The organism is Sinorhizobium sp. 8-89 (assembly GCF_030124325.1).
Lineage (GTDB): Bacteria > Pseudomonadota > Alphaproteobacteria > Rhizobiales > Rhizobiaceae > Sinorhizobium.
This window is the reverse complement of record NZ_JASKLR010000001.1, coordinates 501,894-526,548: the sequence shown is the minus strand read 5'-3', so window position 1 is coordinate 526,548 and position 24,655 is coordinate 501,894. Positions and strand designations below refer to the sequence as shown.

27 protein-coding genes are annotated in these 24,655 nt (G+C 61.0%); 7 read left to right on the top strand and 20 right to left on the bottom strand.

The window, feature by feature from the left end:
• Positions 1 to 243 precede the first annotated feature (243 nt).
• From QN219_RS02585 to feuN, 8 genes are all read right to left on the bottom strand, one after another.
• Positions 244 to 699: a cytochrome c-type biogenesis protein CcmH gene (locus tag QN219_RS02585; protein ID WP_283997713.1), complete on the bottom strand. Its 456-nt coding sequence runs from the start codon at positions 697 to 699 to the stop codon at positions 244 to 246.
• A complete protein-coding gene (locus QN219_RS02580; protein ID WP_283997711.1) occupies positions 696 to 2,684 on the bottom strand; it encodes a heme lyase CcmF/NrfE family subunit in 1,989 nt (662 codons plus the stop codon). The genes QN219_RS02585 and QN219_RS02580 overlap by 4 nt, the downstream gene beginning before the upstream one ends.
• On the bottom strand, positions 2,681 to 3,133 hold the full coding sequence (gene ccmE / locus QN219_RS02575) for a cytochrome c maturation protein CcmE (protein ID WP_283997709.1): 453 nt from the start codon (positions 3,131 to 3,133) through the stop codon (positions 2,681 to 2,683). Before ccmE ends, QN219_RS02580 begins: the two co-directional genes overlap by 4 nt.
• Complete coding sequence (ccmI, locus tag QN219_RS02570) at positions 3,130 to 4,275, bottom strand: c-type cytochrome biogenesis protein CcmI (RefSeq protein ID WP_283997708.1); 1,146 nt, start codon at positions 4,273 to 4,275, stop codon at positions 3,130 to 3,132. The genes ccmE and ccmI overlap by 4 nt, the downstream gene beginning before the upstream one ends.
• 150 nt (positions 4,276 to 4,425) lie before the next feature.
• Positions 4,426 to 4,872 carry a hypothetical protein gene (locus QN219_RS02565; protein WP_283997706.1) on the bottom strand — a complete coding sequence of 149 codons (447 nt, stop codon included), beginning with the start codon at positions 4,870 to 4,872 and terminating at the stop codon, positions 4,426 to 4,428.
• A gap of 172 nt (positions 4,873 to 5,044) precedes the next feature.
• Entirely contained in the window at positions 5,045 to 6,430 is a 1,386-nt protein-coding gene (locus QN219_RS02560; protein ID WP_283997705.1) for a HAMP domain-containing sensor histidine kinase, read from the bottom strand.
• Positions 6,420 to 7,091 carry a two-component system response regulator FeuP gene (feuP, locus tag QN219_RS02555; RefSeq protein ID WP_173510484.1) on the bottom strand — a complete coding sequence of 224 codons (672 nt, stop codon included), beginning with the start codon at positions 7,089 to 7,091 and terminating at the stop codon, positions 6,420 to 6,422. Before feuP ends, QN219_RS02560 begins: the two co-directional genes overlap by 11 nt.
• 41 nt (positions 7,092 to 7,132) lie before the next feature.
• A complete protein-coding gene (gene feuN / locus QN219_RS02550) occupies positions 7,133 to 7,384 on the bottom strand; it encodes a two-component system FeuPQ modulator FeuN (RefSeq protein WP_173510485.1) in 252 nt (83 codons plus the stop codon).
• Between the two features lie 929 nt (positions 7,385 to 8,313).
• Between feuN and QN219_RS02545 the strand changes: the two genes are divergently transcribed.
• Positions 8,314 to 8,649, top strand: coding sequence for an MmcQ/YjbR family DNA-binding protein (locus QN219_RS02545; protein ID WP_283997704.1), 336 nt, complete (start codon positions 8,314 to 8,316; stop codon positions 8,647 to 8,649).
• A 101-nt stretch (positions 8,650 to 8,750) separates the two neighbouring features.
• Here the strand turns inward: QN219_RS02545 and QN219_RS02540 are convergent, their stop codons facing one another.
• The gene (locus tag QN219_RS02540) at positions 8,751 to 9,218 is read right to left on the bottom strand and encodes a YcgN family cysteine cluster protein (RefSeq protein ID WP_173511483.1); all 468 of its coding nucleotides are present in this window, start codon (positions 9,216 to 9,218) and stop codon (positions 8,751 to 8,753) included.
• A gap of 81 nt (positions 9,219 to 9,299) precedes the next feature.
• On the opposite strand from QN219_RS02540, the gene QN219_RS02535 reads away from it, so the two are divergent.
• The 3 genes from QN219_RS02535 to QN219_RS02525 all read left to right on the top strand — a co-directional run bounded on the left by QN219_RS02535 (position 9,300) and on the right by QN219_RS02525 (position 12,787).
• The gene (locus QN219_RS02535) at positions 9,300 to 11,579 is read left to right on the top strand and encodes a transglycosylase domain-containing protein (RefSeq protein WP_283997703.1); all 2,280 of its coding nucleotides are present in this window, start codon (positions 9,300 to 9,302) and stop codon (positions 11,577 to 11,579) included.
• An 82-nt stretch (positions 11,580 to 11,661) separates the two neighbouring features.
• The gene (locus tag QN219_RS02530; protein ID WP_283997702.1) at positions 11,662 to 12,249 is read left to right on the top strand and encodes a DUF1214 domain-containing protein; all 588 of its coding nucleotides are present in this window, start codon (positions 11,662 to 11,664) and stop codon (positions 12,247 to 12,249) included.
• The gene (locus QN219_RS02525; protein WP_283997701.1) at positions 12,242 to 12,787 is read left to right on the top strand and encodes a DUF1254 domain-containing protein; all 546 of its coding nucleotides are present in this window, start codon (positions 12,242 to 12,244) and stop codon (positions 12,785 to 12,787) included. Before QN219_RS02530 ends, QN219_RS02525 begins: the two co-directional genes overlap by 8 nt.
• Positions 12,788 to 13,035: 248 nt before the next feature.
• Here the strand turns inward: QN219_RS02525 and QN219_RS02520 are convergent, their stop codons facing one another.
• From QN219_RS02520 to QN219_RS02510, 3 genes are all read right to left on the bottom strand, one after another.
• Positions 13,036 to 13,206, bottom strand: a complete 171-nt coding sequence (locus tag QN219_RS02520) for a hypothetical protein (protein WP_173510491.1) — start codon at positions 13,204 to 13,206, stop codon at positions 13,036 to 13,038.
• Positions 13,207 to 13,532: 326 nt separating this feature from the next.
• Positions 13,533 to 13,817, bottom strand: a complete 285-nt coding sequence (locus QN219_RS02515) for a hypothetical protein (protein ID WP_283997699.1) — start codon at positions 13,815 to 13,817, stop codon at positions 13,533 to 13,535.
• A 203-nt stretch (positions 13,818 to 14,020) separates the two neighbouring features.
• Positions 14,021 to 14,686 (bottom strand): SH3 domain-containing protein, encoded by a 666-nt coding sequence (locus tag QN219_RS02510; RefSeq protein ID WP_283997698.1) that lies wholly within the window; start codon positions 14,684 to 14,686, stop codon positions 14,021 to 14,023.
• A 270-nt stretch (positions 14,687 to 14,956) separates the two neighbouring features.
• Between QN219_RS02510 and QN219_RS02505 the strand changes: the two genes are divergently transcribed.
• On the top strand, positions 14,957 to 16,033 hold the full coding sequence (locus QN219_RS02505) for a DUF2336 domain-containing protein (RefSeq protein WP_283998252.1): 1,077 nt from the start codon (positions 14,957 to 14,959) through the stop codon (positions 16,031 to 16,033).
• A gap of 30 nt (positions 16,034 to 16,063) precedes the next feature.
• On the opposite strand, the gene QN219_RS02500 is transcribed toward QN219_RS02505, so the two are convergent.
• The 3 genes from QN219_RS02500 to QN219_RS02490 form a co-directional block, all read right to left on the bottom strand.
• Positions 16,064 to 16,423, bottom strand: coding sequence for a DUF1491 family protein (locus tag QN219_RS02500; RefSeq protein WP_283997697.1), 360 nt, complete (start codon positions 16,421 to 16,423; stop codon positions 16,064 to 16,066).
• A gap of 92 nt (positions 16,424 to 16,515) precedes the next feature.
• On the bottom strand, positions 16,516 to 17,451 hold the full coding sequence (locus QN219_RS02495; RefSeq protein WP_283997695.1) for a peptidoglycan-binding domain-containing protein: 936 nt from the start codon (positions 17,449 to 17,451) through the stop codon (positions 16,516 to 16,518).
• Entirely contained in the window at positions 17,423 to 18,973 is a 1,551-nt protein-coding gene (locus QN219_RS02490) for a HAMP domain-containing sensor histidine kinase (RefSeq protein ID WP_283998250.1), read from the bottom strand. Before QN219_RS02490 ends, QN219_RS02495 begins: the two co-directional genes overlap by 29 nt.
• Positions 18,974 to 19,602: 629 nt before the next feature.
• Between QN219_RS02490 and QN219_RS02485 the strand changes: the two genes are divergently transcribed.
• Together QN219_RS02485 and QN219_RS02480 are read left to right on the top strand one after the other, a co-directional pair.
• Positions 19,603 to 20,034: a DUF5330 domain-containing protein gene (locus QN219_RS02485; protein ID WP_283997694.1), complete on the top strand. Its 432-nt coding sequence runs from the start codon at positions 19,603 to 19,605 to the stop codon at positions 20,032 to 20,034.
• A 357-nt stretch (positions 20,035 to 20,391) separates the two neighbouring features.
• The gene (locus tag QN219_RS02480) at positions 20,392 to 20,814 is read left to right on the top strand and encodes a SufE family protein (protein WP_283997692.1); all 423 of its coding nucleotides are present in this window, start codon (positions 20,392 to 20,394) and stop codon (positions 20,812 to 20,814) included.
• A gap of 234 nt (positions 20,815 to 21,048) precedes the next feature.
• Here the strand turns inward: QN219_RS02480 and mucR are convergent, their stop codons facing one another.
• From mucR to QN219_RS02455, 5 genes are all read right to left on the bottom strand, one after another.
• Positions 21,049 to 21,480, bottom strand: coding sequence for an exopolysaccharide biosynthesis transcriptional regulator MucR (mucR, locus tag QN219_RS02475; RefSeq protein WP_153442114.1), 432 nt, complete (start codon positions 21,478 to 21,480; stop codon positions 21,049 to 21,051).
• 406 nt (positions 21,481 to 21,886) lie between these two features.
• Positions 21,887 to 22,246: a monovalent cation/H(+) antiporter subunit G gene (gene mnhG / locus QN219_RS02470; RefSeq protein ID WP_173510498.1), complete on the bottom strand. Its 360-nt coding sequence runs from the start codon at positions 22,244 to 22,246 to the stop codon at positions 21,887 to 21,889.
• The gene (locus QN219_RS02465; RefSeq protein WP_283998248.1) at positions 22,246 to 22,623 is read right to left on the bottom strand and encodes a cation:proton antiporter; all 378 of its coding nucleotides are present in this window, start codon (positions 22,621 to 22,623) and stop codon (positions 22,246 to 22,248) included. Before QN219_RS02465 ends, mnhG begins: the two co-directional genes overlap by 1 nt.
• Positions 22,620 to 23,096, bottom strand: a complete 477-nt coding sequence (locus QN219_RS02460) for a Na+/H+ antiporter subunit E (protein ID WP_283997690.1) — start codon at positions 23,094 to 23,096, stop codon at positions 22,620 to 22,622. The genes QN219_RS02465 and QN219_RS02460 overlap by 4 nt, the downstream gene beginning before the upstream one ends.
• Entirely contained in the window at positions 23,093 to 24,652 is a 1,560-nt protein-coding gene (locus tag QN219_RS02455; RefSeq protein WP_283997689.1) for a Na+/H+ antiporter subunit D, read from the bottom strand. Before QN219_RS02455 ends, QN219_RS02460 begins: the two co-directional genes overlap by 4 nt.
• Positions 24,653 to 24,655: the final 3 nt, after the last annotated feature.

Genomic DNA, 24,655 nt, shown 5'->3' with positions numbered 1-24,655 from the left:
GAAGGCTTCGAAACCTTGACCACGAGCTCGTTCCGAACGTATCGGCGTCTGGAACCGCTCGTCTGGCTGTGACTGGAGCAACAGCCGATGATGAAAGGTGTAACGGATGGGACCTTACTGAGTTCTGTCCGGCAGATGAATTTTTGGTAATGTTCACGCGGAAGCGGAAGGACGACTGATCAGCCCATGCACATCCGTTAACGTCTTGAAATTACCGCGCTACGTCGACATGGATCCGAGATTCTAGGATCTCAGGAGCTTGTCCAGCTTTTCCTTTTCCTCGTCGGAAAGCGGCGCGCCGGGCGTCGTGGCGCTGCGGCGGCGCGCAGCCACGACAAGGGCAGCGCCTCCGCAAAGAAGCAGGATGACCGGCATGCCCCAGAGGATCAGGGTTTTCGCCTCGAAACGCGGCTTCAACAGGACGAAATCGCCGTAGCGGGAAACGACATAGGCAATCACGGCTTCGTCCGTGTCGCCATTCGCCAGCCGCTCGCGCACCAGCACCCGCAGATCCTTGGCGAGTTCGGCATTGGAGTCGTCGATCGACTGGTTCTGGCAGACCATGCAGCGGAGCTTCGCCGAGATTGCCCGTGCGCGCGCCTCGAGCGCCGGGTCGGCAAGCACTTCGTCCGGATTGACCGCGAAGGTGGGCGCCAAGGAAGAGAGGCAAAGACAGAGCGCGAGAAGCAGACGGATCATTCGGCGGCTCCCAATGCAATCCGCGGGGCCCTCCTGGCGCGCGCCGGCGCGCCGACCCGCAAGCGTCGGTCGCTTAAGGAAACGATGCCGCCAGCCATCATGATCAGCGCCCCGCCCCATATGCACAGAATCAACGGTTTCCACCAGATGCGCACGACGATCCCGCCACCGGTCATCGGATCGCCGAGGGAAACATAGAGCTGGCTGAGGCCGAAGGTCCGAATTCCCGCCTCCGTCGTCGGCATCCGGCGTGCCGTATAAAGCCGCTTCGACGACCAGATTTCGGTGACCACGACACCACCCCGGCTGACCGTGAAATGGCCGGTTTCCTCGGTGTAGTTCGGTCCGCGACCCTGGCGCATGCCGTCAAACCGCAGGGCGTAGCCGCCGGCGTCCACCATCATTCCCGGCTTCATCTCGACGACTGTCTCGGTCTCGAAGGCGGTGACGGCGACGATGCCGATCAGCGTGACGCCGAGCCCCGCATGGGCAAGCGCGGTCCCGAAAGCAGAGCGCGGCAGGCCCGAAAGCCGCTTCCAGGCAACGTTGGCCGCCACTTTGCCGATACCCGAACGCAGGATCAGATCAGTAAGCGCGCCAACGATCAGATAAGCGCCGAGCGCGATGCCGAAGAGGGCGAGTACAGGGCCGCCGTTCATGGCGTAATAATAGGCCGCGCCGGCAAGAATTCCCACCGCAGCAGCAACGAACAAACGCTGCGCGACACCCGTGAGATCACCGCGTTTCCAGGCAAGCAACGGGCCGAAGGGAACTGCAAAGAGCAGCGGCAGCATCAACAGACCGAAGGTCATGTTGAAGAACGGTGCACCCACCGAGATCTTGTCTCCCGTCAGCGCCTCGAGCACCAGGGGATAGAGCGTGCCGGTGAGCACAGTCGCGGTCGCCGTCGTCAGGATGAGGTTGTTGAGAACGAGTGCACCTTCGCGCGAGATCGGCGCAAAGAGTCCACCGGATTTGAGGCGGGATGCCCGGAATGCAAAGAGCGAAAATGCGCCGCCGATAAAGAGGACGAGAATGGCGAGAATGAATATTCCGCGCGTCGGGTCGGTCGCGAAGGCATGGACCGACGTGAGCACACCCGAGCGGACGAGGAAGGTACCGAGCAGCGACAGCGAAAAGGTCATGATCGCCAGCAGAACGGTCCAGATCTTCAGCGCCTCACGCTTCTCCATCACCAGTGCCGAATGCAAGAGCGCCGTGCCCGCAAGCCACGGCATGAAGGAAGCGTTTTCAACCGGGTCCCAGAACCACCAACCGCCCCAGCCGAGCTCGTAGTAGGCCCAGTAGGAGCCCATGGCGATGCCGGCGGTGAGGAAGGTCCAGGCGGCAAGGGTCCATGGCCGTACCCAGCGCGCCCATGCCGCATCGATGCGACCTTCGATCAGCGCCGCGATCGCAAAGGAAAAACAGACGGAAAAGCCGACATAGCCGAGATAGAGCAAGGGCGGATGTATGGCGAGGCCGACGTCCTGAAGTACCGGATTCAGGTCCTTACCCTCTCCCGGCGCCGGAATGAGGCGGGCGAAGGGGTTGGACGTCAGCAGGACGAAGAGCGCAAAGGCCGCCGCGATCCAGGCCTGTACGGCGAGCACGGTCGCCTTCAACGTTTCCGGCAGGTTGCGGCCGAAAACCGCCACGAGGGCTGAAAAGAAGACGAGGATCAGCAGCCAGAGCAGCATCGACCCCTCGTGGTTGCCCCACACGCCGGAGATCTTGTAGATCAAGGGCTTCAGGGAATGCGAATTCTCCCAGACGTTCCGCACCGAGAAATCGGAGGTCACGTAGGCGAAAGTCAGCACCGCGAAAGAAAAGGCAACGAGCAAGGCGCAGACGAGTGCAGCACTCGATGCGAGTTCCATCAGCGCTCGGTCGCCACGCCGCGCTCCAACGATCGGCAGCATTGCCTGGATGAGCGCGGTCGCGAGCGCCAGCACCAGTGCATAATGTCCGAGTTCGATGATCATTGAATGTTTTCCTTGCCGCTGAGCGCGACGCCCTGGGCCTTCAGGCGGTCTGCAACATCCTTCGGCATATACGTCTCATCGTGCTTGGCGAGCACCGTATCCGCGACAAAGATCGGGCTATCTGCAACGAAAGCGCCTTCGGCCACGACGCCCTGTCCCTCGCGGAAAAGGTCCGGCAGGATGCCAGTATAGGTTACCGGCACCGTTCCCAGCGTGTCGGTCACATTGAAGGTGACCGTCTTACCCTCGCCACGCTTGAGCGATCCGGTTTCAACGAGACCTCCCAGACGGATACGCGTCCCAGGCGCAAGGCTCGCCTTTTCGAGATCGCCCGGAACATAGAAGTAGGCGACCGTCTGGCTGAAGGCGAACATGACCAGGAATGCGGCGGCAATCAAGAAGCTGACGCCACCGCCGATGATCGCCAGTCGTTTCTGCTTGCGTGTCATTTCTCTTCTCCGCCCGCGTCGATTTGGAGTTCGCGGCCGAGAGCCAGCAATTGCCTCCCCTGTTCACCAGTCGCCGGGAAGGCCTTCAGCCCTTGCTGTAGAGCGTCGCGTGCCTTGTCTCTTTGATCAAGCACAACGTGGGAACGGATCAGGCGCATCCATCCTTCGAAGTTTGCGGGATTTTCCTTCAGTTTGCTCGCCAGGCTGTCCACCATGCTGCGGATCATGGCCTGGCGATCGCCGGCGTCCATTTGCGCGGCCGCCGCCATATCCTCTGACGTCGGGTTTGCAGGCATCGTGTTGCCGGCAGGTGCCTGACCGGCGGACAGCTCCGCGATATGCTGGTTCACCAGCGGCAACCAGGGCGCATCGACGGGAGAATTGCCGGCAAGCTTGCGGAATGCGGCGAGCGCATCCTGCTGCTTACCTTCCTGCTTGAGGCCGAGAGCCAAGTAAAATTCCGAGCGCGGGTCATTCGGATCGAGGGCAAGCGACTTCTTCAGGGCCTCCTGCGCATCGGCCGTCACCAGGCCACCGGACTGCACGATCAACGCCTCCGCATAGCCGCCGAGTCTGGCGGGAGTCGGTCCGAGCAGGCGGATCGCGTGATCGTAGGCGGCAACGGCGTCATCGACCCGGCTGCTGCGCATGTAGATCGGCGCCAGCAGGTCCCAGCCCTTGCCATCGTCCGGGTTGACCGCGAGATGGTTCTCGGCCCTTGCAATCAGGATGTTGATGTCATCACCGGGATTGGCAAGCCTGGCCGCAAGCGGCTGCGCCGGCACGCCCGGGCTGCCGGTCACGAGATAGAGACAAAGCCCAACGGCGGGAAGACAGAGAAGAACGAACAGATGCGCAAGGCGGTTCGAGTGCAGACGTTTAGGGCCGCTCTCCTGGGTGGGAGCATCGGCGGCGCTGGCGGCAAGCAGCCGGCGCGCGATCTCGGCCCTGGCGAGTTCTGCGTTCTCACTGGTGATCAGGCCAGACTTCTGATCTCGCGTCACTTCCTCGAGTTGATCGCGATAGACCTCGATGTCATGGCTGTGGGGAGACGAAAGCGGCGCCGTTGCCCGCATCAAGGGGAGAACGAGCACGACAGCGACTGCCGCTGTCACAATAGCGACGAGGATCCAGAACAACATGCAGGGGAAATACTATGAGCCCCGTGTCATTCCAACTCGAAAACGGGCAATGACGGAGATTTGAGGCGTTTCGCCGCAAGGTGCCCTCGCGTATTTGACTGATTTGGCAGGTCGAAGACGCCGCGATCCTGCCCGGATGACACCGCTGGCTCAGGTCAGCGGCGTCCAGCTGCCATTAGGATTACGGCATGCCGCGCCGCGTGCCGTCGTCTGCTGCCCCTTGACAGTCACGGTGTGGCTGTATTGGCGGCAATTCTGTGAACCGACCTGATAGGGTGCCGCGGCAACGACGGAACCGCTGACGCCGCGTCCTTCCCAGACGACGGGCTGGCCGCCCGGTGCGGCCTCCAGCGCTCGGTACTCGGCCTCTAGCGCCCTCTGCCGATCGGATTTGCCGAGGTCGATACCATCGAGGCGCGCGATGACGCCACCCTGCAGAGCGGCGATATAGGACGTCGACGACGCACCTCGCGTTGCTGTCGCAGCAAGGCCCGAGACGGCGCCACGCTGGCCATTAGACGCAGTGCCGCAACCGGCCAGTGCGACGGCCGACGCGATGACGGCGATCCTACCGCTGGCGACAAAGGTTCGTGTCATTACTGCGTGGTTCCTCATGATCCCCCGACAACTCAACTCAACGCCCTTTCCGCCGTCCGAACATCCGGCGACGGACAGGTGGCACCCTCGTCGATTTTCTTTTTGCACTCCCCGGCGCATCAGGCAACCATACCCTCTAAAGGCATCGGCATTTTCAGCCCCGGTGTGGCCACTAAACCGCAGCCGGCAAAACGAGCTGGGCGCGCAAGCCGCCTTCGGCGCGTCGCGAAAGTTCGATCGTGCCCTGATATTCCCCGACAATCTCGCTGACGATCGAAAGTCCAAGCCCCGTGCCTGGCTTGCTTTCATCAAGCCTCTTGCCACGCTTCATTGCCAAAGCGATCTGGTCCGGGTCGAGCCCGGGACCATCGTCATCGACGTCGAGCACGATCCAGTGCCGGCCCTGATCCTTGCCGCGTACGTCCTCGGGAGCGGGGTGGACGCTCAACCAGACCTGATCGCGTGCATGCCGCGCGGCGTTTTCGAGCAGATTGCCGACGGTTTCCTCGACGTCCTGCTGCTCCATCGCCAAAATCAATCCCTGCGGACTGATCGACAGGCTGAACTGCTTTTCCGGATTGAGCCGTCGCATCACCCGGACAAGCCGTTCAAGCGCGGGCTGGGCCTCTGTCCGTGCGAGGATCGAGCCCCGTTGCGCGGCGATGCGCGCGCGGCTGAGGTAGGTTTGCACCTGGGTCTGCATTGCATCCACCTGCGTCTTCACCAGATCCCCATGAGGCACCTCCAGCACGCGCGCTTCGTTGAGCAGCACGGCGATCGGCGTCTTAAGGGAATGGGCAAGGTTGCCAACCTGCATGCGCGCCCGCTCGATGATGCGGCGATTGCTGTCGATCAGAGCGTTAACCTCGTTGGCAAGCGGCTGGATCTCGCGCGGGAACGCGCCGTCCAGGCGCTCGCTCTCGCCCGCCCGGATCTTTTCGAGCGACCGGCGCACCTGGTCGAGAGGCTTGAGGCCGAACAGAATGGTCAGCGCGTTGACGCCAAGGCCGCCGAGACCGAAGATCGACAGCGCGATGGTGAGGTTGCGGGTGAAGCGATCGATATCCGCTTCCAGCACGTCGCGATTGCCCGCGACGCGGAAGCGGGCGGCATGCCCCTGAATGTCGAGCACGACTTCGGTTTCGGCCACCTCGACCTCGTTTCCGAACGGATCCTTGGTTGTATAGAAGCGCTCGTAGCGGATATCGAAGGGAACCTCGTCGACACTGGCGATCGGCAGTTTGGCGGAGCCGAGTGACGTCGACAAGAGCGGCGGCGTGTCAAATTCGCCGATCGGCTCGACAATCCAGTACCACCCTGTTTGCGGCTGGGAGAAACGCAGGTCGCCGAGTTGCGGACTTCCGGCCAGAACGGCCTTCTCGTTGACGGAAATCGAGTTGATGACGTTGTAAAGTTGCGCGCGCAACAGATCCTGAAAACCGCGCTCCGACCCCTGTCTGTACAGGGCGGAGATAACCACTCCGATCACAACGAGGGCGACAACGGCCCAAACGGTCGAAACCGCCAGAACGCGGGCCGTGAGCGATCTAATTGCCATTGCCGGGCGCTTGCATGCGATATCCGAGACCGCGAACCGTTTCGATCAGGTCGTTGCCGATCTTCTTGCGCAATCGCCCGATGAACACTTCGATCGTGTTGGAATCCCGGTCGAAATCCTGATCGTACATGTGCTCGACCAGCTCCGTGCGCGATACCACCTGCCCCATGTGGTGCATCAGGTACGAAAGCAGACGGAATTCGTGCGACGTGAGCTTCAGCGGCACGCCACGGACGGTCGCCTTGGAGCCCTTGGTATCGAGCCTCACCGGCCCGCAGACGATCTCGGAACTCGCATGTCCCGCGGCACGACGGATCAATGCCCGGATGCGGGCAAGAACTTCCTCCACATGGAAGGGCTTGGCGACATAGTCATCGGCGCCGGCGTCGATACCGGCCACCTTGTCGCTCCAGCGGTCGCGAGCAGTCAGGATCAGGACCGGCATGGTCTTGCCGTCGCCGCGCCATTTTTCGAGGACAGTGATGCCGTCCATTTCCGGCAGACCGATATCGAGGATCACCGCATCATAAGGTTCTGCATCGCCAAGATAGTGGCCCTCTTCACCGTCGAAGGCCTGATCGACGACGTAGCCGGCTTCTTTCAATGCGTCGGCCAGCTGCCTGTTCAGGTTGGCGTCGTCCTCGACTATCAGAATGCGCATCTGCGTTCATTTCCCTTGCTCGTAGGTCACCCGCAAGCAGCCTACATCGGCACTTTCACCGTTACCTTCTTCGGCCGCCCACCGTTACCCGGGATGAGCACCGTGATCACGCACTGACCGTCGGATGTCGGCTGGGCGGAGAGCAGCTCTCCACCCGTCTCGGCAACCACTTGCGCGGCGGCAGCGCTGCAATCGCCAGCCGCGCGGACAACAGCCGAAGGCATGTTGATGACGGGCGGCGAGAAGCCCGCGAGACCTGCGGCAAGCGCGGCTATGATCACTGGTGAAGACATGAACGCACTTTCGACTTGGGAAGCATCATGGCAAAATCATTAACCGATACAGGCTGAATGGCAAATGAATGTCGGATGCTGAGGCCGTGCAGCATACACCAGAAAAACGACCATAGATTGCAGCGATTCCTCCGGCCACGAAAGATTGCCCGGCGTGACCGGGGCCGCTTTCGCCGATTGTCGCACTCAGTGTTTTTTAAGGCCTGCCGGGCGAATGTTACAGCGCCGCGCGTCCTGTCGGACGCGCAAAGCACACGGCAGCAACATGAATCGCGACTGAACCGTGCCCCCCTCATTCGAAAGGGCAGGAACACTGCGCTTTAGCAGTCGTGGATTCGCGATTCTTCTGAGTCGCTTACGAAAGTTTTTTCACGAATTGAGTCCAATCTTTCAGAAGTTGCGTCAGCGAATGCGAACGTGAATCCGCGTCATGGTCGTGGACCTGAAAAACGTCATTTTCCCGTGCCCACGCCAGCTTTAACGCGGCGATTCTTCACCGAAGGCTGCCAGGACAAATTTGTGGATCAGCCGGAGATTAATCGATTTAAAGATTTTTCAATCGTTTAAATGATTTAAACCACTGATTTACATCGCATTTATGATGTGAAATGGTTTTGCATCCTTGAACCGTCACGAACCAGGAGAAACGGATGCAGACGTTCGCGAACAAACAGCCCGCACCACCGCAATCCAGGATTCCGCAATCGCTTCTCGATCGCTTCGAGAACGAGTGGCGCGAGATGCGCACGGTTGGCGAACCTGCACCAAAGCCCGTTCCGCCTGCAGAATGATGCCCTGCACCGCTGAGGCGAATGCCGTTCGTCCAGCGGTGCCACCTTTGAAAAACGGCGGCCGAACGCTTCCTGGCATCGACAACAGAGCCGTCGCGGCCTTTTTGTCAATCCGCAATTCCATGCTACTCTTCCACCATGCTGACCGAAGAGATCGAAAAGCTGGCGCTCAGTCTGCCGGGAACGCAAGAGAATGCCCATTTCGGAACGCGGGATTTTCGCGTGGGCAAGCGGATTTTCATGTCCCTGCCGGAGGCGGGTCGCGCGGTCTTCAAGTTCACGCCCGATCAGCAGCGCATGTTATTGGAAATGGAGCCCGGAGTTTGCGCCGCGGTCCCGGGCGGCTGGGGAGAGCGCGGGTGGACGTCGTTCTATTTCGTCGACGCTGACGAGGAGCTTATCCGGCAGTCCATGGAAACCGCGTGGCGCAACGTCGCACCGAAGAGCCTCGTGAAGAAAAACGGCGGCATTTGATAGGACCGCATTCTGCGCCGCCTCCGCCTGAGTAACAACTCTTGGCGCCAACTCTTTGAAACTAATCAATTCCGGACGGAACACCGTCATCGCGAGTTTCTTCAGCGGGCGGTTTCCAGTCCCACTTCCAGCGGCCATGTAACCAGGTAGTCTTCGTAATCTTCAACATCGATGCCGTCTTCCGCGACAGTGCGCCCGCGTACGGATATTCCTGCCGCATGTACGGTTTCCGGGTCGCCGGAAACGAGCGGATGCCACCAGTAGAGATCCCTCCCCTCGCCGATCAGTCGATAGGCGCAGGTCGGCGGCAGCCATGAGATCTCATGCACAACCTTCGGTGTCAGCTGGATGCAATCCGGTACGGTCGCCTGCCGGTTGTCGTAATCCTTGCAACGACAGCTTCCCCCGTCGAGCAGCGTACACCGAATCGACGTCCAGGCGATCTCGCCCGTATCCCAATCCTCGAGCTTGTTCAGACAACAGAGCCCACAGCCGTCGCAGAGGCTTTCCCACTCGGCATTGCTCATTTCTTCAAGGCTTTTGGTTTTCCAGAAAGGCATTTCGCCCATCATGTCACACTTTCGTCTGTTCCCATGCCGACATGGAACATTTACAGAAAATTGCCGGTTTTTTAAGGCCGGCAGCGCGATATGCAAGTAGATTGGAAATTCGCCCCGTGCAAATATCGTTGTGGGGCAGTCAACCTTCGGGACAAGAACGCCGTGCAGGAACCGAGGAAAGAGGACAACCGGCCGAAGAGGCGACACATCTTTCTCAGAATCGATTCCTGGATCGACTCGACGGTGTGGAATGCCGGATTCCGGCTGGCCGAATGGTGGGAAGAAACGACCATCTTCTTCCGGCGCTTTCGCATGCGCGGCTGGAAAAGGGCACTTTTCGAAGTGCTCGGCGAAACGGCGACGTGGGGGACGGCGGGTTCCGTGCTGATGCTGGCCTTGGCCTTGCCGGCTTTCGAGGAAACCAAAGGCAATTGGCGCGCCCAAAGCGACTTTGCCGTTACCTTCCTCGACCGCTACGGCAGTGAGATCGGCCACCGCGGCATCATCCATGAGGACTCTGTTCCGATCGACGAACTGCCGGATCATCTTATCAAGGCCGTTCTCGCCACCGAGGATCGGCGTTTCTTCGATCATTGGGGCATCGATTTTCTCGGCCTGGCACGAGCCATGACCGAGAACGCCCGGGCAGGCGGCGTGGTCCAGGGCGGCTCGACACTTACCCAGCAGCTTGCCAAGAACCTGTTCCTGTCGAACGAACGCACGATCGAGCGCAAGATCAAGGAGGCCTTCCTCGCCGTCTGGCTGGAATGCAACCTTTCAAAGAAGGAAATTCTGCGCCTCTACCTCGACCGCGCCTATATGGGCGGCGGCACTTTCGGAGCAGCGGCGGCCGCGCAGTTCTATTTCGGCAAGGCAATCACCGATGTCAATCTCGCCGAATCCGCGATGCTTGCCGGTCTCTTCAAGGCGCCGGCCCGCTATGCGCCGCATGTGAACCTGCCGGCAGCACGCGGCCGCGCCAACGAGGTTCTCACCAACATGGTCCAGGGCGGCCTGATGACCGAGGGCCAGGTGATTGCCGCCCGCCTCACGCCTGCAACGGTGGTCGACCGCGCCCAGGTGAAGGCTCCCGACTTCTTCCTCGACTGGGCTTTTGACGAAGTGCAGCGTATTGCCGCGCCATTCGCGCAGCACTCGCTTATCGTGCGCACGACGATCGACATGGGTCTGCAACACGCAGCCGAGGATTCGGTCGAGTCGAGTCTTCGGCAGTATGGCGAAAGCTACAATGTGAAGCAGGGCGCCCTCGTCATGGTGGAAAACGGCGGTGCCGTACGTGCCATGGTCGGCGGCCGCGACTATGGCGAAAGCCAGTTCAATCGCGCAACCCGGGCACTGCGGCAGCCGGGCTCCTCCTTCAAGGTCTATACCTACGCCGCGGCGATGGAAAAGGGGATGACGCCGGAGACGGTGGTCGTCGACGCGCCAATCACGTGGCGCGGCTGGTCGCCGCAGAACTACGCCCGCAAGTATGCCGGCCGGATCACCTTGATGAACGCGCTCGCGAGATCAATCAACACCGTGCCTGTCCGCCTGGCCAAGGACAAGCTCGGCACCGAGATCATCGCCGCCACCGCGAAGAGGATGGGTGTCGAAACACCTATCCGCACCGACAAGACGATGCCGCTCGGCACCTCGGAAGTGACCGTGCTCGACCAGGCGACCGCCTACGCTGTCTTTCCTGCGGGCGGCCTGCAGTCGCGACGTCACGGCATCAGCCAGATTCTCAACTATGACGGCGACATTCTTTATGATTTCGGCCGTGATGCACCGCCGGCGCGACGGGTCTTGAGCGAGCAAGCGATCTCGTCGATGAATCGTATTCTCACCCAGATTCCAGTGATGGGCACCGCACGGCGGGCGGCCCTCGACAACGGCATCGTCACCGGCGGAAAAACCGGGACCACGCAGGCCTATCGCGATGCCTGGTTCATCGGTTTCACCGGCGACTACACGACCGCTGTCTGGTTCGGCAATGACGACTATACGTCGACCAACGAGATGACAGGCGGCTCCCTGCCGGCCATGACCTTCAAACGGCTGATGGATTATGCCGAACAGGGCATCGAGCATCGCGCGATACCCGGCATCGACAACCCGCTTCCCGACGCGGCCAAGGAGCCGGAAGCGGTGGCGGATGCCAAGCCCGATGAAAATGCACTTCCGCCGCTTGTTCGCCCTCGCTCTCTCTCCGCCGAGGTGACCAGGCTATTGAAAGCGATCGGCGCGACGTTCGAAAAAGCCTCCCCGCTCAAAGCGCCCGAGAAGAGCTCCCGCAGGGTCGCAGTCCTTGAGACGCCAATGGACAATCCTCCGAACCGCATCACGACGAATGCCACAAACCATTGACTTTGCGGCTACAAATTCGTTCCTTGACGAATGAAGATCATGCTTTCGCAAATTGCCAGGCAAACGAGAATAGAGCCGCTCCTTGTTTCGCATCCCCCTCCTTGTCGCTCTTGCTCTGATCGTCGCCTTTGGCGGCGGGATCACCTCGGCTGTCTGGGCGCTGAAGGCGACCGTCGGCTTCGGTTCGATTGCAATCGGTCCCTGGGTCGCATTCCCCGAGGCGCAGACCGCCTCGGCGGACCCCTACGCAAAGGCGCACCGCGCCCGGGCCGGCGAGCTGCTCTTTGGCGGCGCAGAAGGGCTTATCTTCACTGCTGCAACCGACGACAGCGGCGCCCGCCTGTCGGCCAACTGCTCTTACGATATCTCGGGCATCACGCCGCCTGCCCGTTTCTGGAGCCTCTATGCGACGACGTCCGAAGGGGCAACCTTGCAACCCGGCCCGGATCTGCCTTCGGCAGTAAACTCCTGGACTGTGCTGCGCGCTGAAGACAGCAGTTTCGTCGTTCACGCTTCGCCGGTCGCTCACCCGGGAAATTGGCTCGCGATCCGCCACCGCGGCAGTTTTAAACTCGTGTTGACGCTGCTCGATACACCGACGGCCGGCTCGTCCGGGTTGATCGATCTTGCGATGCCGAAGATCGTCAAGACGGGATGTGAAAATGCGTAGCACGCTGTTCGCCGTTCTCGTCGGGCTGTTTGGTGCGGCGCTGCTGCATATCGTGATCGTGCTCGCCCTGCCGCAATTCACCGGCCGGGACGCCTATACGCGCGTGCTCGGCCTCCTCGAGATGGACAGTTTCTTTCCACTGACGGCGGAGCCGGGGGTAACCGGGCTCGACAACAGTGATCCCTATCTGCGGACTGCCGTCTGCAGCTTTTCGATTGCGGAGGCGCCGGCGCGTTTCATCGCCCGCGGCGCGGTGCCGTTCTGGTCGCTCTCGGTCTTCGACAGCAGCTCGAACGAGGTGTTCAGCATGAACGATCATACCGCTGTCAACGGCAGTCTCGATCTGGTCGTCGCCACACCTATCCAGCTTGTCGAATTGCGCAAGTCGCCGCCGGAGACGCTGGCTCAATCTATCATGATCGAGATGAAGGACGACGAAGGCTATGCTGTTCTGCGAGCCCTGGCCCCGCTCGAGAGCTTCGAGGAACAGGTACACAATTTTCTGACAGAGTCGAGCTGCGAGCCGTTCCGGCGCTAGGGCCAGGAAAAGTATGTAACGGTTTTCTGTCCACAATTACGTATTTTCAATGCGTTAGGTCATCTCACTGTTCAATGAAAGCAAACGAGCTCCGCAAAGCCAGAGCGTCCGGCCTCGACCCGAGGCTTTTCGGATCGCGGTCTGGTCTCAAAGTTTGGTGGAGGTGCCCGGCATACCGGGTTTTGAGGTGACGACTTTGCTCACGCGGCTGCACCCGCGCGGGCGGCAATGCCGCACGCCGCAATGAACTACTGCTTCTTGATCCGCCGTCCTGCCGGTGCGTTAGGCTGTGGTCCGCGACCGTCGAGACGCTCGTAGCGGATACCTGTAAACAACAGCACAGTGGCGCTGCCCGACTTCACAGGCGGCCTTCGCGGCCTTTGGACCTTGCGATCCTGCATTCTGATTACGTCTGCCATGCTCGTCTCCGTATTTCCATGAGACGGATGAACTACCGTACCGATTTCACCCTGCCCGCCGTGGGGCTGACGCATTTTCCAAAGGCTGAGTTCCCTGGACAGACGCGCCCTTCTCATCTGCTCCTTCTTCCGGTTACCCGGACGTTGTTTCGGTTCATATCAGATGCCAAACCGATGATAGCCGGTCCATCCCGATTGAGCCATAGCCTAGTTAACACTATCTTAAACTCATCGTGCTCCGCCCCTTTTCGGTGCTCTATTCCTGTGACGGCACACGTGCCCGTGCCGATAGTCGACTTGCATACAGGTATGTCTGGGAATTGTGGTCAGCGCCTTGCGAGCACTCCGAACAGGAAGGCAACGCCCGCGACCGTCAGCAGGGTCGAGATCGGTTCCTCGCGGACGCGTTCCCGCACGCGCTCCGTCATCAACTCTGCTTCTCCCTGCACGACCGCCCTGGCACCGGTGCCGATTGCCGAAACCGACTCCGACAGCCGAGCAATCTCGGTTCTGAGGTCTGCGATCTGCGCCTCCAATTCCGCCTGCGCAACCGCAGTGCGCGCTTCAGCATCCGCTTCCGCCCCGACGGCTGCCAACTTCTTCTCCGCCATTTCGTCGCTCCTTATCTTCGCGCGATGTCAACGCGCCGAAACTGGATTTGGTTCCCGCCCGGGGCAACGCAAATAGAGCGAACAAAAAGGGCGGGGCGGCAATTTCCGCCCCGCCCCTTCAAATCGTGTCAGACCTTCTCTCTATCAGCATGTCGCGCTCCGACCTCCGGCCGCGCCCGCGATCGCCAGGAGGGCTGCGCACCTCAGTCGTTCTCACACGAGACGTCGTTGAACTCACACTCCGGAACCCTTCTGATTTCATCGCGTCCGGCGTCGCGCAGTTGGCGCTCGCCCTCGCGCCTGCGGACGCCTCGATAATTCGCATCGAACCCGTCGTCCCATTGCGCATCGTCGCGATCACGGTCCCATTCCCGGCGCTCCTCGCTCACCTGCCCGCGTTCCCACTCGCGACGATCCCACGCACGCTGCCGCTGCCAGTCTCGCCGGTCCCTTTCCTCGGTCCAATCGGCACCACGGCGCCAGCGATCACGGTCACGATAGAAGTCGCGGCCCCGGTAATTGCGATCCCAATAGCGATCGAATTGAAAGACGACCGTAGGGATCCCGAGGGGACGATAGTATTCCGGCTCCAGATAAACCCTGTTGCTGCGGTAGACGGCCTGCACATATCGGCCGGCAACCCACCCACGCCCGCCGTAGAACGAAACATCGCACCAGGGTAGGTCCGCCAGGCAGCCGTGGATTTCCACCGATTCGCCGGCGGGGATGACGGTCACGGCCGGATAGCGTGTGCTCGGCCCGGATCGCATGTTGACGTTGGCGGTGGCAAAGCCTCCCGCAGCTTGGGCAACCGCGGGGACGAGGAAGAGCGCACAAACAGCCGCCGCCCGAAAAAACGCATTTTTCACAGATCTATCTCCCATACGAGGCCAACCTTCGGCCCCTTCGGCGGGCACCAGCCCTTCACCGATCTGCGGATCAAATAGAAGAGCATGTGGAGTTTTTAAGGCTGAACGCGGCCCCGGAATGCCACCTCTGTGGATCGAGCAAAATTCCGCGTCGCCACCACAGCGCCGCAAGCCTGAATAAAGCCCCAACGTCCATAGTTAATGCTACGCTAACGTTTTAGATCTATTTTGAATGACGTGTGCCGTTCCGGGCCATCGGCGATGGCGATCGTGTTTTGCGTGCAAGGATCAATTGTGACGAACCGGTTTCGTGAGTTGGAAAGGCCGCAGACGGGGCGACTGAAGGACGTCGTGCTGATGGCGACCGTCACCGGCTTCGAGAGCCTTCGCATCCCGCGCAAGTCGGACATGAAGCAGTTTGCCGAGTTGTTCGAACCGTTGTTCCTTGCCTCCAGCAACGAGGCCCGTCGTCAGGCGGCCGCCGCGCTTTCACAGTGTGCGCATGTGCCCGAGCCTGTCGCCCTGCTGATCGGCAGCATGCCGATTTCCATCGCGGCTACCTTCCTGACCCGGTCCAAGGCAATTTCCGATCGGGTGCTGATTTCCATCATCCGCCGGCAAGGACCGGCCCATGCCGGCGCAATCGCGCGCCGGGAAAGTCTCTCGCCCTCGGTAGTCGATGCCCTGGTCGAGCATCATCAGGCCGGGCATCCGAGCGCCCAGTCCGGCACGGGAGCGAATCAGTCGGAAACAAACGCCGCAGTTGCATCGGCGCCGGCCGAGGAGAGCTCCCCCTCCGATCGCATCGCCCGCGAAGACAAGCTGCGCGAGGAAATCAAGGCATTGGTGCGGGCTGAACCGCGGGAGGGCACGTCGCTCATTCGCCCGATCGACGAACTCCATCAGGCGTTGCTCACGCGATTTGCCCGCAACGGCGAAGCGGTTCTCTTCGCGAATGCTCTCGCCGACGCACTGCAGTCGAGCCGCGCGCTTGCCGAGCGGATCCTCTTGGACGTTTCCGGCCAGCAGCTCGCCGCAGCGCTTTCTGCGCTCGACTTCCCCGCCGGTGAAATGGGTGCTCTCCTCGAGGCGCTCTATCCCGATCTTTCCGACAGGCTCGGTGGCGGCACTCGCGCTACAGCCTTGATTGGGACCGTTGCGAGGAAAGCCAGCATCGAACGGGTGGAGTCCTGGCTGCGTGCGGATGGTCATGGCGGCGCCGAGCGGGTGCGCCATGAGGCCCATCTCGCCGACAACCGTGTCTCCGATCCTCGTCAGCAGGACGCTCGCCCGGCCATCGGCCATCGCAGCACGGCCCAGCCCGTGAGAGGCTTCGGCATAGGGTAAGTCATGGAACTCTACTGACAGGCGGCGGCGTTATCGCCGGGGATCGACGTCGTTGGCCACGATCTCGAACAGCCCATCGCAATCGTCCAGTTCGATCTCTACAATCCAGCAATCAGGATCGAAGCGGATCTCCGAGGAAAGCGCACTGTCGACGCGTTCCGCATCGGTATTCTGCAGCCGCATTTCGAACTTGCGGCCCGGATTGGCTTCCTCCTCGAAGAAGTTCTGCGGCGCGGGCGCGTAGAGGCTCTCCAGCCCAAGCCGCGAGCGCTGACGGATAAAGATTGCACCCGCCTCTTGCGCGCCCTTGCGCAGCACGGCGGCATAGCCACCGAGCGCAAAGACGCGGCGCAGCAGGGAGGATACGAAGATATCGGATTTCAGGCGCATTCAAGGCTGATACACGCGAGATCACCCGCATGCAATTGGCCGGCAAATCGCCGCCAGCCGATAAAAGTCACCAGTTTAGACGTCGGTGCGGTTCAAAGGGCGCCGATTTCCTTGAGCTTCTTGAGAACCTTCGCATTGGGTTCACCCGTCTGCGGCAGGCGATAGTGCTTCTCGAAATGCCGGATGGCAGCGCGCGTTTGGTCGCCAGCAACGCCATCGACCACGATGTCGGCATAGGCAAGATTGCTGAGCCCCTTCTGAATGTTCACCACCAGTTCGCTCGAGACAGGAATCTCGGCCCGAGGAAGGAGCGTCTTGTCCTCTTCGGCGGTACGGATCGCCACAGCGACGGGATCGACCTCGGCGGGCGCGGTCTTGGGATCCGAATAAGGACGATCGGCAGGAGTGACGACAGCGCGCCCCGAATTGTCCGCCGCACGCAGCGCCTGCAGTAGATCGCTGCTCGCTTCGCCGGTTTGCATGCGCCCGGCCTGCTTTTCAAAGCGAAGGATCGCGGCTGACGTCTTCGGGCCGCTCCGCCCATCCGGCGCTCCCTCATAAAGACCGAGGCGCGCCAACTCTCTCTGAATGTCTGCGGTAAGGGTCGAGGCGGACGCATGCGCGGGCGACGCCGTTTCCACCTGCCCGCGCTGCCGTTCGGTCGGTTCGCCCTGAGCAGCTGCCGCGCCTTCACGTTCGATGACGAAGGTCGTTACGTTGCGCGGCTCGACCGGCTCACCATTGGCAGCCGCCAGACGCTCGGCAACTTCAGGGCCGACCAGCGGGACGCGGGTGCGCAGGAGCGGCGACGGGTGCGCGCCATGCTGATACCACATGGCGTTCGCCGCAACGAAGCTGAAGACGACGATGAAGGCAGCCGATCCGCCAGCGCCAACAGGGTGGCGCGCCATCATTCTGCCGGCAAACGCAAGCCCGCGAGCACCAGCGGCCAGGCCGCGCAACGCGAGACCCGGTCGAGTGTGCGCCGCCCTTTTCCGCTCAGGCTGTTTGCGCTTGCGCGGAGCCATGTCCCCGGTCCTTGTTCATTCCCTCGCCTTGAAGACCGATATCCCGCACACGCGTCGTCCCTTCGCCGCGCTCTTTAAGCCGCGGCGGGAATTCCACCGTGACGGGAATGCTCGTTTGCTCCTGTTCGCCGTTCGCAATGCCGGATCCGTCACGCGGGATCGAAATGACGATGACCGTCCCCTCGCCTTCGGAACTGCGGATCGAAACATTGCCCCCGTGCAGTGTGACTAATCCCTTCACCAAAGACAATCCGAGCCCAGTACCCTCATAACGGCGCGTATAGTCGTTCTGAATCTGGACGAAAGGTTGGCCGAGCATCTGCAGTTTGTCTTCGGCAATGCCTATCCCCGTGTCGCTCACGGTGAGCTTCAGCATGGCACCCTCGCTTTCGGCGTCGATGGTGACCAGTCCCCCCTGATCGGTAAACTTAATCGCGTTGCCGACGAGGTTGATCAATATCTGCTGAAACGCGCGTTGATCGGCATTGATTTCGCCAACCGCACGGGTGACGCGGCTTGCTAGCCTTACGCCCTTTTCGCGCGCCTGATGGGAAAGCATCGCCTCGCAAGCGGCAACGGCATCGGCCACGCGGAAGGGCTCCGGAATAAGCTCGTAGCGGCCGGCCTCTATCTTGCTCATGTCAAGCATCGTGTTGACGACGGACAGGAGGTGGGCGCCGGACTTGTGGATTAGCGAGACATATTCGCGCTGCCTGTCGTTCTCCAGCTTCCCGAAATATTCGCCGGCGAGAACATCCGAAAAGCCGAGGATGGCGTTGAGCGGAGTGCGTAACTCGTGGCTGACAGCCGCGAGAAAACGAGTCTTCGCATCATTTGCCGACTCGGCATACGCTGCCTTGGCGGCCGCCTCCTCCCGTAGCCGGGCCTCCTCGGAGACGTCCCGGGATTGGACGACGATAGCCGTCAGCCGGTCCTCGGCGTCCCGAGCCGGTGTCATCTCACAACGCATGTGCACAAACTGTGCTCCCTCGGCGGGCGCCGACAGCCTCTCAAGGCGGATATCGACCGCCGACCTCTCGCCATTCTGGCGCAGCGCATCGATTGCGCGCAGAAAGGTAATCCGATCGGAGACGTGGATCTGCTCGATGAACCCGCGACCGCAAGGATCGCGCATCAGAGTCAGATACTCAGCAGCATCGCGACCGTGAACGGAGAGGACGTTGCCGCGCAGGTCATGAACCGTGACGAGACCGGAGAAGAGATCGTAAGCCGCTGAAAGATCGGCAGGCGCCATGGTGATCTTGGGCTGTCCACCAGCATATGACTCCAACGAGGGGTCCCCCGCAATGGCAGCGGCCGAGGCCAACAGCGATGCCGAAGCCCAGAGCGCGGTTCCCACCGGCAAGGCGGCGGAAACCGGCAGCACAACCATCAGCGCCAGCGGCACGACCGGCAGAGCCGTCAGAGAGACGGCCGCGACCGCACGTAGACGCCTGAAGTCACGGTGCGGCAGCCACGCGGCGGCAGCTTCATCCACGCGGGATGCCCATCTGCCAGCCATGTCACGCAATACACTCACGCTTTGCCCTGCCACCTTTGTTGTTTCTTTCGAGCCGATCCGGAACGCCTGTTACGCTTTCGCAGGAGGTTTGGCCGGGCTGTCTCGTGATGGTCCGAATCTCGCATCCCCGACTTAATGAAAGAATAAACCGGCCACCGGCGAGCGGTCGCCAAAAGAGCGAAAAATCCTGTTTTGGAGCAATTCCGGTGAGCTTCGTTCCTTGTGGTTAACGAGGCGTAAGCGACGGATTTCCGTAGATTTTCCGGTTCCTGTTAACAATTTGGGCGGAGCATCGAAGGCCCATCGCCCGCGCCACGGGCGGTCGATGCCGCGAGCCTTGCCACGGACCTTAACGGCATTCGCTAAAATTTGATGTAAATGCAGTCTTCGGTACCGGAATCGCGCATTTCATTAAAATTCGAGACAAATTCCACTAATTTTGGAAAAGCGCCCTTGTGATTCCCACTCTAAAGTCTGTGTCAACACACGGAGGAGCCGGACGCGTGATGGTTCCGAACGTGAGCAGATGCAAGCGGGCGCGTGTAGATACTTTGCGTCCGGGACTGCCGACAAGCCAAACCGGCTAAAAGACCGGAAACTGCGGCAGCCGAACAAAGGATGGGCAGAACATGTGGTTTCTCGTCAAGGCAGCATTCTGGTTTTCTCTGGTTCTCGTCCTCCTGCCGTTCCTCGATCCCTCGAGCACGGAGAAGCTGCAGCACGGACCGAAGGTGGAGATCGGCGACACCTTCTCCGCGGCCAACCAGGCGTTCCAATATATCAGCGCCATCTGCGTCCAGAAGCCCGACGTCTGCGAGAAAGGCGCCGAGACTTTCGTTGCGCTCGGCCACCGTGCCCGTGAGGGCGCGCGAATCGCCTACGAATTCCTCGACACACAGTTCGCGGAGACCGGTTCCGGCGCGCCCGACGCCAAGATCATGACGGGAACGGTCGCCCCCGCGGACAATTTGCATGAAGAAGCGATCGAGGGTGCGCCGACCTTCAAGCGCACGCCGGTTCCGGAGAAGCGTCTCGATCCCGACGCCGCCCGAGCCCAGTAACAGCGCTTCGACAGCCGTATACCGTGAAGTTCCAACTGCCTGATTAGCCGTCCCGTTTCGGCCGCCGCGAGGGGTTCATCCTTCGCGGCGTTTCTTTATGAACGGAATGGGACGAAGTCGTGAGTCCCGACGTCGTGCGGCGCGCCGTCCCGGCCGCTTATCAGCGCTGCGCTTCCCATCGCTGCAAATGGCGATGTTCACGCCCGAAATGCTATTGGATGTTCTCTTTGCCCCCTGCATCTCCTATATGAAGGGGTGAAAGAGACCCCGATGACCCGGAGGGCACGGGATCAAGCAAGGCGCGACTCTCGCGCGGCGACAGCCGGCCGCGAAAAGGTGCCGAGAATCGGACGGACCATGACTTCACTTGACCAGATCATCGACGACTTTTCCTTCCTCGACGAGTGGGAGGACCGCTACCGCTACGTAATCGAGCTGGGCAAGAGCCTGCCGGAGATGCCGGAGGCGCTGCGGACGAGCGAGAACAAGGTGCAGGGCTGTGCGAGCCAGGTGTGGCTTGTGACGCACACGGCCGGTGATCCGGGGAACCCCGTCCTCACCTTTGAAGGGGAATCCGACGCCCATATCGTCCGAGGTCTCGTGGCGATCGCTCTCGCCATCTACTCTGGCAAACGTGCCTCCGAAATCGCCAAGCTCGACGCCCTCGAGGTCTTCGGCAAGATCGGCCTTATCGAACATCTGTCGGCGCAGCGCGCCAATGGCCTGCGTTCGATGGTCCGGCGAATCAAGAGCGAGGCGGAAGTCCGGCTCGCAGCCTGAGACCGCTCGGTGTCACTCAGTCAGAGCCCGTAACGAAAAAGGCCGGGCTCGTGCAGCCCGACCCTTTCCCCGAGATGAAATCCAGCACGCTCGTCAATGCGCAATTCCGGACGGAAAACGATTACGCTTCCTGGAATTGTTCCACGGCATGATTCCTTAAAAATCATGCAGCAATTCAAAATGCTACAGCGACCTTTGCGTGTCCAATTCGGCGCGCGGCGCTGTAACAGGGATTCACTTGCCGCGGCGCTTGCGACGCTGTCCGAGGCCCATCTCCTTCGCGAGGCGCGAACGGGCTTCCGCATAGGCGGGTGCAACCATCGGGTAGTCCGCGGGCAGATCCCATTTTTCGCGATACTCTTCCGGCGAAAGATTGTGATGGGTCATCAGATGGCGCTTCAGCGACTTGAACGTGCCGCCGCATTCGAGGCAGGTGATCTGATCATCCTGAACCGACTTGCGCACAGAAACGGCAGGCTTCGGCTTCTCGACCGGAACCACCACCGGAGCAGGAGCCGTCGTGTTGTTGAGCGCCGAATGAACATCGGCTATGAGCGTCGGAAGCTCGGCAACCGGAACCACGTGATTGCTTACATAGGCGGCAACGATTTCCGCCGTCAACTCAACCAGGAGTTCATGGCTCGCGCCGGGCGTGGTTTCTATCATTTTTTTCTCCTATCGGAATCCAGCAACAAATCTGAAACAATGTTTCAGAGGGAGGAATTCGCGAAAATGCCGCCGAACAGCGCCGGCTGCCTTGGAATTGACCGATAACTGCACGGCGAGGACCAATGTTCTGCCGCAACATCAAGGCTCGAATTGAGATAGCGAAACCCGTCACCAAGGCATCCAGACAACCGACACCTCAAAGCAACGGATAATATTCACAACTCAAGCTGGAATTTCAGTTCAAAGTATTTTCCACGACGACACTTTGCATTTACTGCATTAACACTGATCGTCGAAAAGTCCAAACATAATTTTATGGTACCGCAGCAACTTTATTCCGAACTGCTAAAATTGTCACCGCGCGTGGTATTGTTCTGAAATACAGACACAGCAACGACGCCGATCAAAGCCGCCGCGCCTCTTCCTTTTGCGGAAGCTGATCTATTACCGACAGTTTCGTCAGTCTGTAACCCGCCTGGTGCGCGGCTTTGGCCAAGAGATGGGCGGAGATCGGCGCCGTCAGGATGAAGAACACAAAGCCCGCAAGCGCACGCACGAAAATCGCGCCGTCAAGAGAATGCAACCCAGCGGCAAGGAGCAGCAGGCCGGAACCGATGGTGCCCGCCTTCGACGCCGCATGCATGCGCGTGTAGAGATCAGGAAACCGAACGATCCCCAATGCCGCCAGCAGAGAGAAGGCGGCACCGACGACGACGATCAGCGCGACGACGAGAGCGACTGCGGCATTGACTTGCGCTTCCATCAACGTGCTCCTCGGCGTTTGCGGCGCGGCGCCTGGACGGCCTTGCCGCGCTTCGCGGGTCCCTTCTTGGCCGACGCGTCCTCGGCGGCCTGTTCCGGCGCGAGTCCGCGCGCCAGAACGAAGCGGGCAAAGGCGACGGTCGCGAGAAAGCCGACCAGACCCAAGGCGATGGCGATGTCGATGTAGAGGCTGAAGCCAGTCTTGATGGCGATCACTGCGATGAAGCCGATCGCGATCGCCACGAGCATATCGAGCCCGAGAACGCGGTCCGGCAAGGTGGGCCCCCGAACGATGCGCAACACCGTCATCAGCAGCGCGATGGACAGGAGCACCAGCGCGAAGTCGATCGCTACGGAAAGCACAGCATCGGGCGTCACCATCCGAAGGCCTCCCGGATACGGCGCTCGAAGCCACGCGCGATGTCCTGCCGAAGAGCGCCGGGGTCGGCGCAATCAAGCGCGTGGACGTAAAGGGTCTTGCGATCGTCGGAAACATCGACCGAAAGGGTTCCCGGCGTCAGAGTGATGAGATTGGCGAGCAGGGTGATCTCGAAATCGCTTTTTAGCATCAGCGGATAGGCGAAGATGCCGGGCTTCAGCGCCATCTTCCGCTGCATGACGAGAATGGCGACCTTGGTAGCGGAAACGGCAAGCTCCTTGAAGAAGAGCAGCATGAGGAGCAGCACCCGCAGAGGTCTTATCGGATAGGTGACAGGCTGCAACTCACGGCGGATGAGCGCGAGCGACAGCGCGCCGGCCAGAAAGCCGAGTATGAGATTTGCGGGGGTGAAGCTCGAGCTGATGGCGCCCCAAACGATGGTAAAGATCAGGTTGATCGCAAGAAACTTCATTGCAGGCCTCCCGCGGGAAAGACCGAATTCAGATAGGCCGAGGGCTCCGCAAGCCCGGCGGCGGCACTCTGGATCGTCGCCAGCAGCGGCTCCGGATAGAGGCCGATCCCGAGCGTGAGAAGGGAGAGTGCGGCAAGCGGCGCTAACAAGGTCGAGGGCAGCCGCACAGCGTCGACAACCGGACCGGCTTCGTCACGCCAGTAGGCGAGCAGGAACAGCCGGCCGGTCGCAATCAGCGTGCAGAAACCGGCGAGAAGGAGCACCGCTGCAAGCCACCAGGCACCGATGTCAAGCGCCGCCTTGACGAGCATGACCTTCGGCCAGAAGCCGGAAAAGGGTGGCAGCCCGGAAACGGCGAAGCACAACATCAAGGTCAGCGCGGCAAATCCCACGTTCTTGCGATAGAGGCCCGACAGGGTCGCTATGGAAGAGCCCCCGCCGAGCCGCGCGGCGATCCCGGCGGCGAAGTAGAGGCCCGTCATCACCAGCATCGAATGCAGTGCGTAGAAGATCGCGCCGCCGATGCCGCCAGGGCCACCAATGGCGATCCCCGCCAGCATCGATCCGATTCCTGATACGACGAGATAGCCGAGGATGCGGCGGAAGTCGGTCTGCGCCAGAGCGCCGATTACGCCGACGATCATCGTCAATGCTCCGGCAAGCGCCATGACGAAGCTCAACTCTTCTCTTTCCACCGGGAAAAGCATGACCATCACACGGATCAGCGCGTAAATACCGACCTTGGTGAGCAGGCCGGCAAAAAGCGCCGACACGACGACACGCGGCGTATGGTAGGAGGCAGGCAACCAGAAATTCACGGGAAAAGCCGCGGCTTTCATGCCGAAGGCCAGCACATAGAGCGCCGTCAGCGTCATCAGCGGCGCGCTGCCTCGGAGTCCTTGCGCCTTGCGCGCGATGTCGGCCATGTTCAGCGTCCCGAACACGGCATAAAGATATCCCGTCGCAACCAGGAACAGCGTCGTTGCCACGAGATTCAGGAAGCCATACTTCACCGTGCCATCGATCTGCTCGGGCTCCGAACCGAGAACCAGAAGACCGAAGGACGAGATCAGCAGAACCTCGAACCAGACGTAGAGATTGAACACGTCCCCTGTCAGGAAGGCGCCGGAAACCCCCGCCATCAGCAACATCAAAAATGGATAGAAGCCATAACGCCGACCACTGTCGTTGATATCGGCGAGCGAGAAGATTCCGCCGGCGAGCGCGACGATCGCGGCGACCAGAGCGAAGAGCGCTCCCGTCAGATCGACCGTGAAGGCGATGCCGAAGGGCGGCAACCATCGGCCCATCACCATGGTCACCGGCCCGGCCGTCGCCACATGCCCAAGCAGGAGGCCATCGATCAGCACAAGTCCCGCAAGCCCGGCGATCGCGATGATCGGGTGGAGGTTGAGCGCGCGGCGCAGCATGACCAGCAACGCACCGACGGCGAAGCACCAGGCAACCGGCAGGATCACCAGCCAATCGGCGACAGTCGCCGGTCCGAGAACGAGTGCGGCGGAAAGATCGACGGATGATGAGGTCGGGACAGCCATGAG

Excerpts from the sequence above, each read along its gene's own strand:
- QN219_RS02545 (WP_283997704.1), top strand. The coding sequence starts at position 8,314 with ATGCTGACCGAAGAGATCGAAAAGCTGGCGCTCAGTCTGCCGGGAACG.
- QN219_RS02560 (WP_283997705.1), bottom strand. The coding sequence starts at position 6,430 with ATGGCAATTAGATCGCTCACGGCCCGCGTTCTGGCGGTTTCGACCGTT.
- QN219_RS02565 (WP_283997706.1), bottom strand. The coding sequence starts at position 4,872 with ATGACACGAACCTTTGTCGCCAGCGGTAGGATCGCCGTCATCGCGTCG.
- ccmI (WP_283997708.1), bottom strand. The coding sequence starts at position 4,275 with ATGTTGTTCTGGATCCTCGTCGCTATTGTGACAGCGGCAGTCGCTGTC.
- ccmE (WP_283997709.1), bottom strand. The coding sequence starts at position 3,133 with ATGACACGCAAGCAGAAACGACTGGCGATCATCGGCGGTGGCGTCAGC.
- feuP (WP_173510484.1), bottom strand. The coding sequence starts at position 7,091 with ATGCGCATTCTGATAGTCGAGGACGACGCCAACCTGAACAGGCAGCTG.
- QN219_RS02455 (WP_283997689.1), bottom strand. The coding sequence starts at position 24,652 with ATGGCTGTCCCGACCTCATCATCCGTCGATCTTTCCGCCGCACTCGTT.
- mnhG (WP_173510498.1), bottom strand. The coding sequence starts at position 22,246 with ATGGAAGCGCAAGTCAATGCCGCAGTCGCTCTCGTCGTCGCGCTGATC.
- QN219_RS02485 (WP_283997694.1), top strand. The coding sequence starts at position 19,603 with ATGTGGTTTCTCGTCAAGGCAGCATTCTGGTTTTCTCTGGTTCTCGTC.
- QN219_RS02520 (WP_173510491.1), bottom strand. The coding sequence starts at position 13,206 with ATGGCAGACGTAATCAGAATGCAGGATCGCAAGGTCCAAAGGCCGCGA.
- mucR (WP_153442114.1), bottom strand. The coding sequence starts at position 21,480 with ATGATAGAAACCACGCCCGGCGCGAGCCATGAACTCCTGGTTGAGTTG.
- QN219_RS02515 (WP_283997699.1), bottom strand. The coding sequence starts at position 13,817 with ATGGCGGAGAAGAAGTTGGCAGCCGTCGGGGCGGAAGCGGATGCTGAA.
- QN219_RS02535 (WP_283997703.1), top strand. The coding sequence starts at position 9,300 with ATGCAAGTAGATTGGAAATTCGCCCCGTGCAAATATCGTTGTGGGGCA.
- QN219_RS02525 (WP_283997701.1), top strand. The coding sequence starts at position 12,242 with ATGCGTAGCACGCTGTTCGCCGTTCTCGTCGGGCTGTTTGGTGCGGCG.
- QN219_RS02585 (WP_283997713.1), bottom strand. The coding sequence starts at position 699 with ATGATCCGTCTGCTTCTCGCGCTCTGTCTTTGCCTCTCTTCCTTGGCG.
- QN219_RS02460 (WP_283997690.1), bottom strand. The coding sequence starts at position 23,096 with ATGAAGTTTCTTGCGATCAACCTGATCTTTACCATCGTTTGGGGCGCC.
- QN219_RS02580 (WP_283997711.1), bottom strand. The coding sequence starts at position 2,684 with ATGATCATCGAACTCGGACATTATGCACTGGTGCTGGCGCTCGCGACC.
- QN219_RS02480 (WP_283997692.1), top strand. The coding sequence starts at position 20,392 with ATGACTTCACTTGACCAGATCATCGACGACTTTTCCTTCCTCGACGAG.
- QN219_RS02490 (WP_283998250.1), bottom strand. The coding sequence starts at position 18,973 with ATGGCTGGCAGATGGGCATCCCGCGTGGATGAAGCTGCCGCCGCGTGG.
- QN219_RS02540 (WP_173511483.1), bottom strand. The coding sequence starts at position 9,218 with ATGGGCGAAATGCCTTTCTGGAAAACCAAAAGCCTTGAAGAAATGAGC.
- feuN (WP_173510485.1), bottom strand. The coding sequence starts at position 7,384 with ATGTCTTCACCAGTGATCATAGCCGCGCTTGCCGCAGGTCTCGCGGGC.
- QN219_RS02500 (WP_283997697.1), bottom strand. The coding sequence starts at position 16,423 with ATGCGCCTGAAATCCGATATCTTCGTATCCTCCCTGCTGCGCCGCGTC.
- QN219_RS02495 (WP_283997695.1), bottom strand. The coding sequence starts at position 17,451 with ATGGCTCCGCGCAAGCGCAAACAGCCTGAGCGGAAAAGGGCGGCGCAC.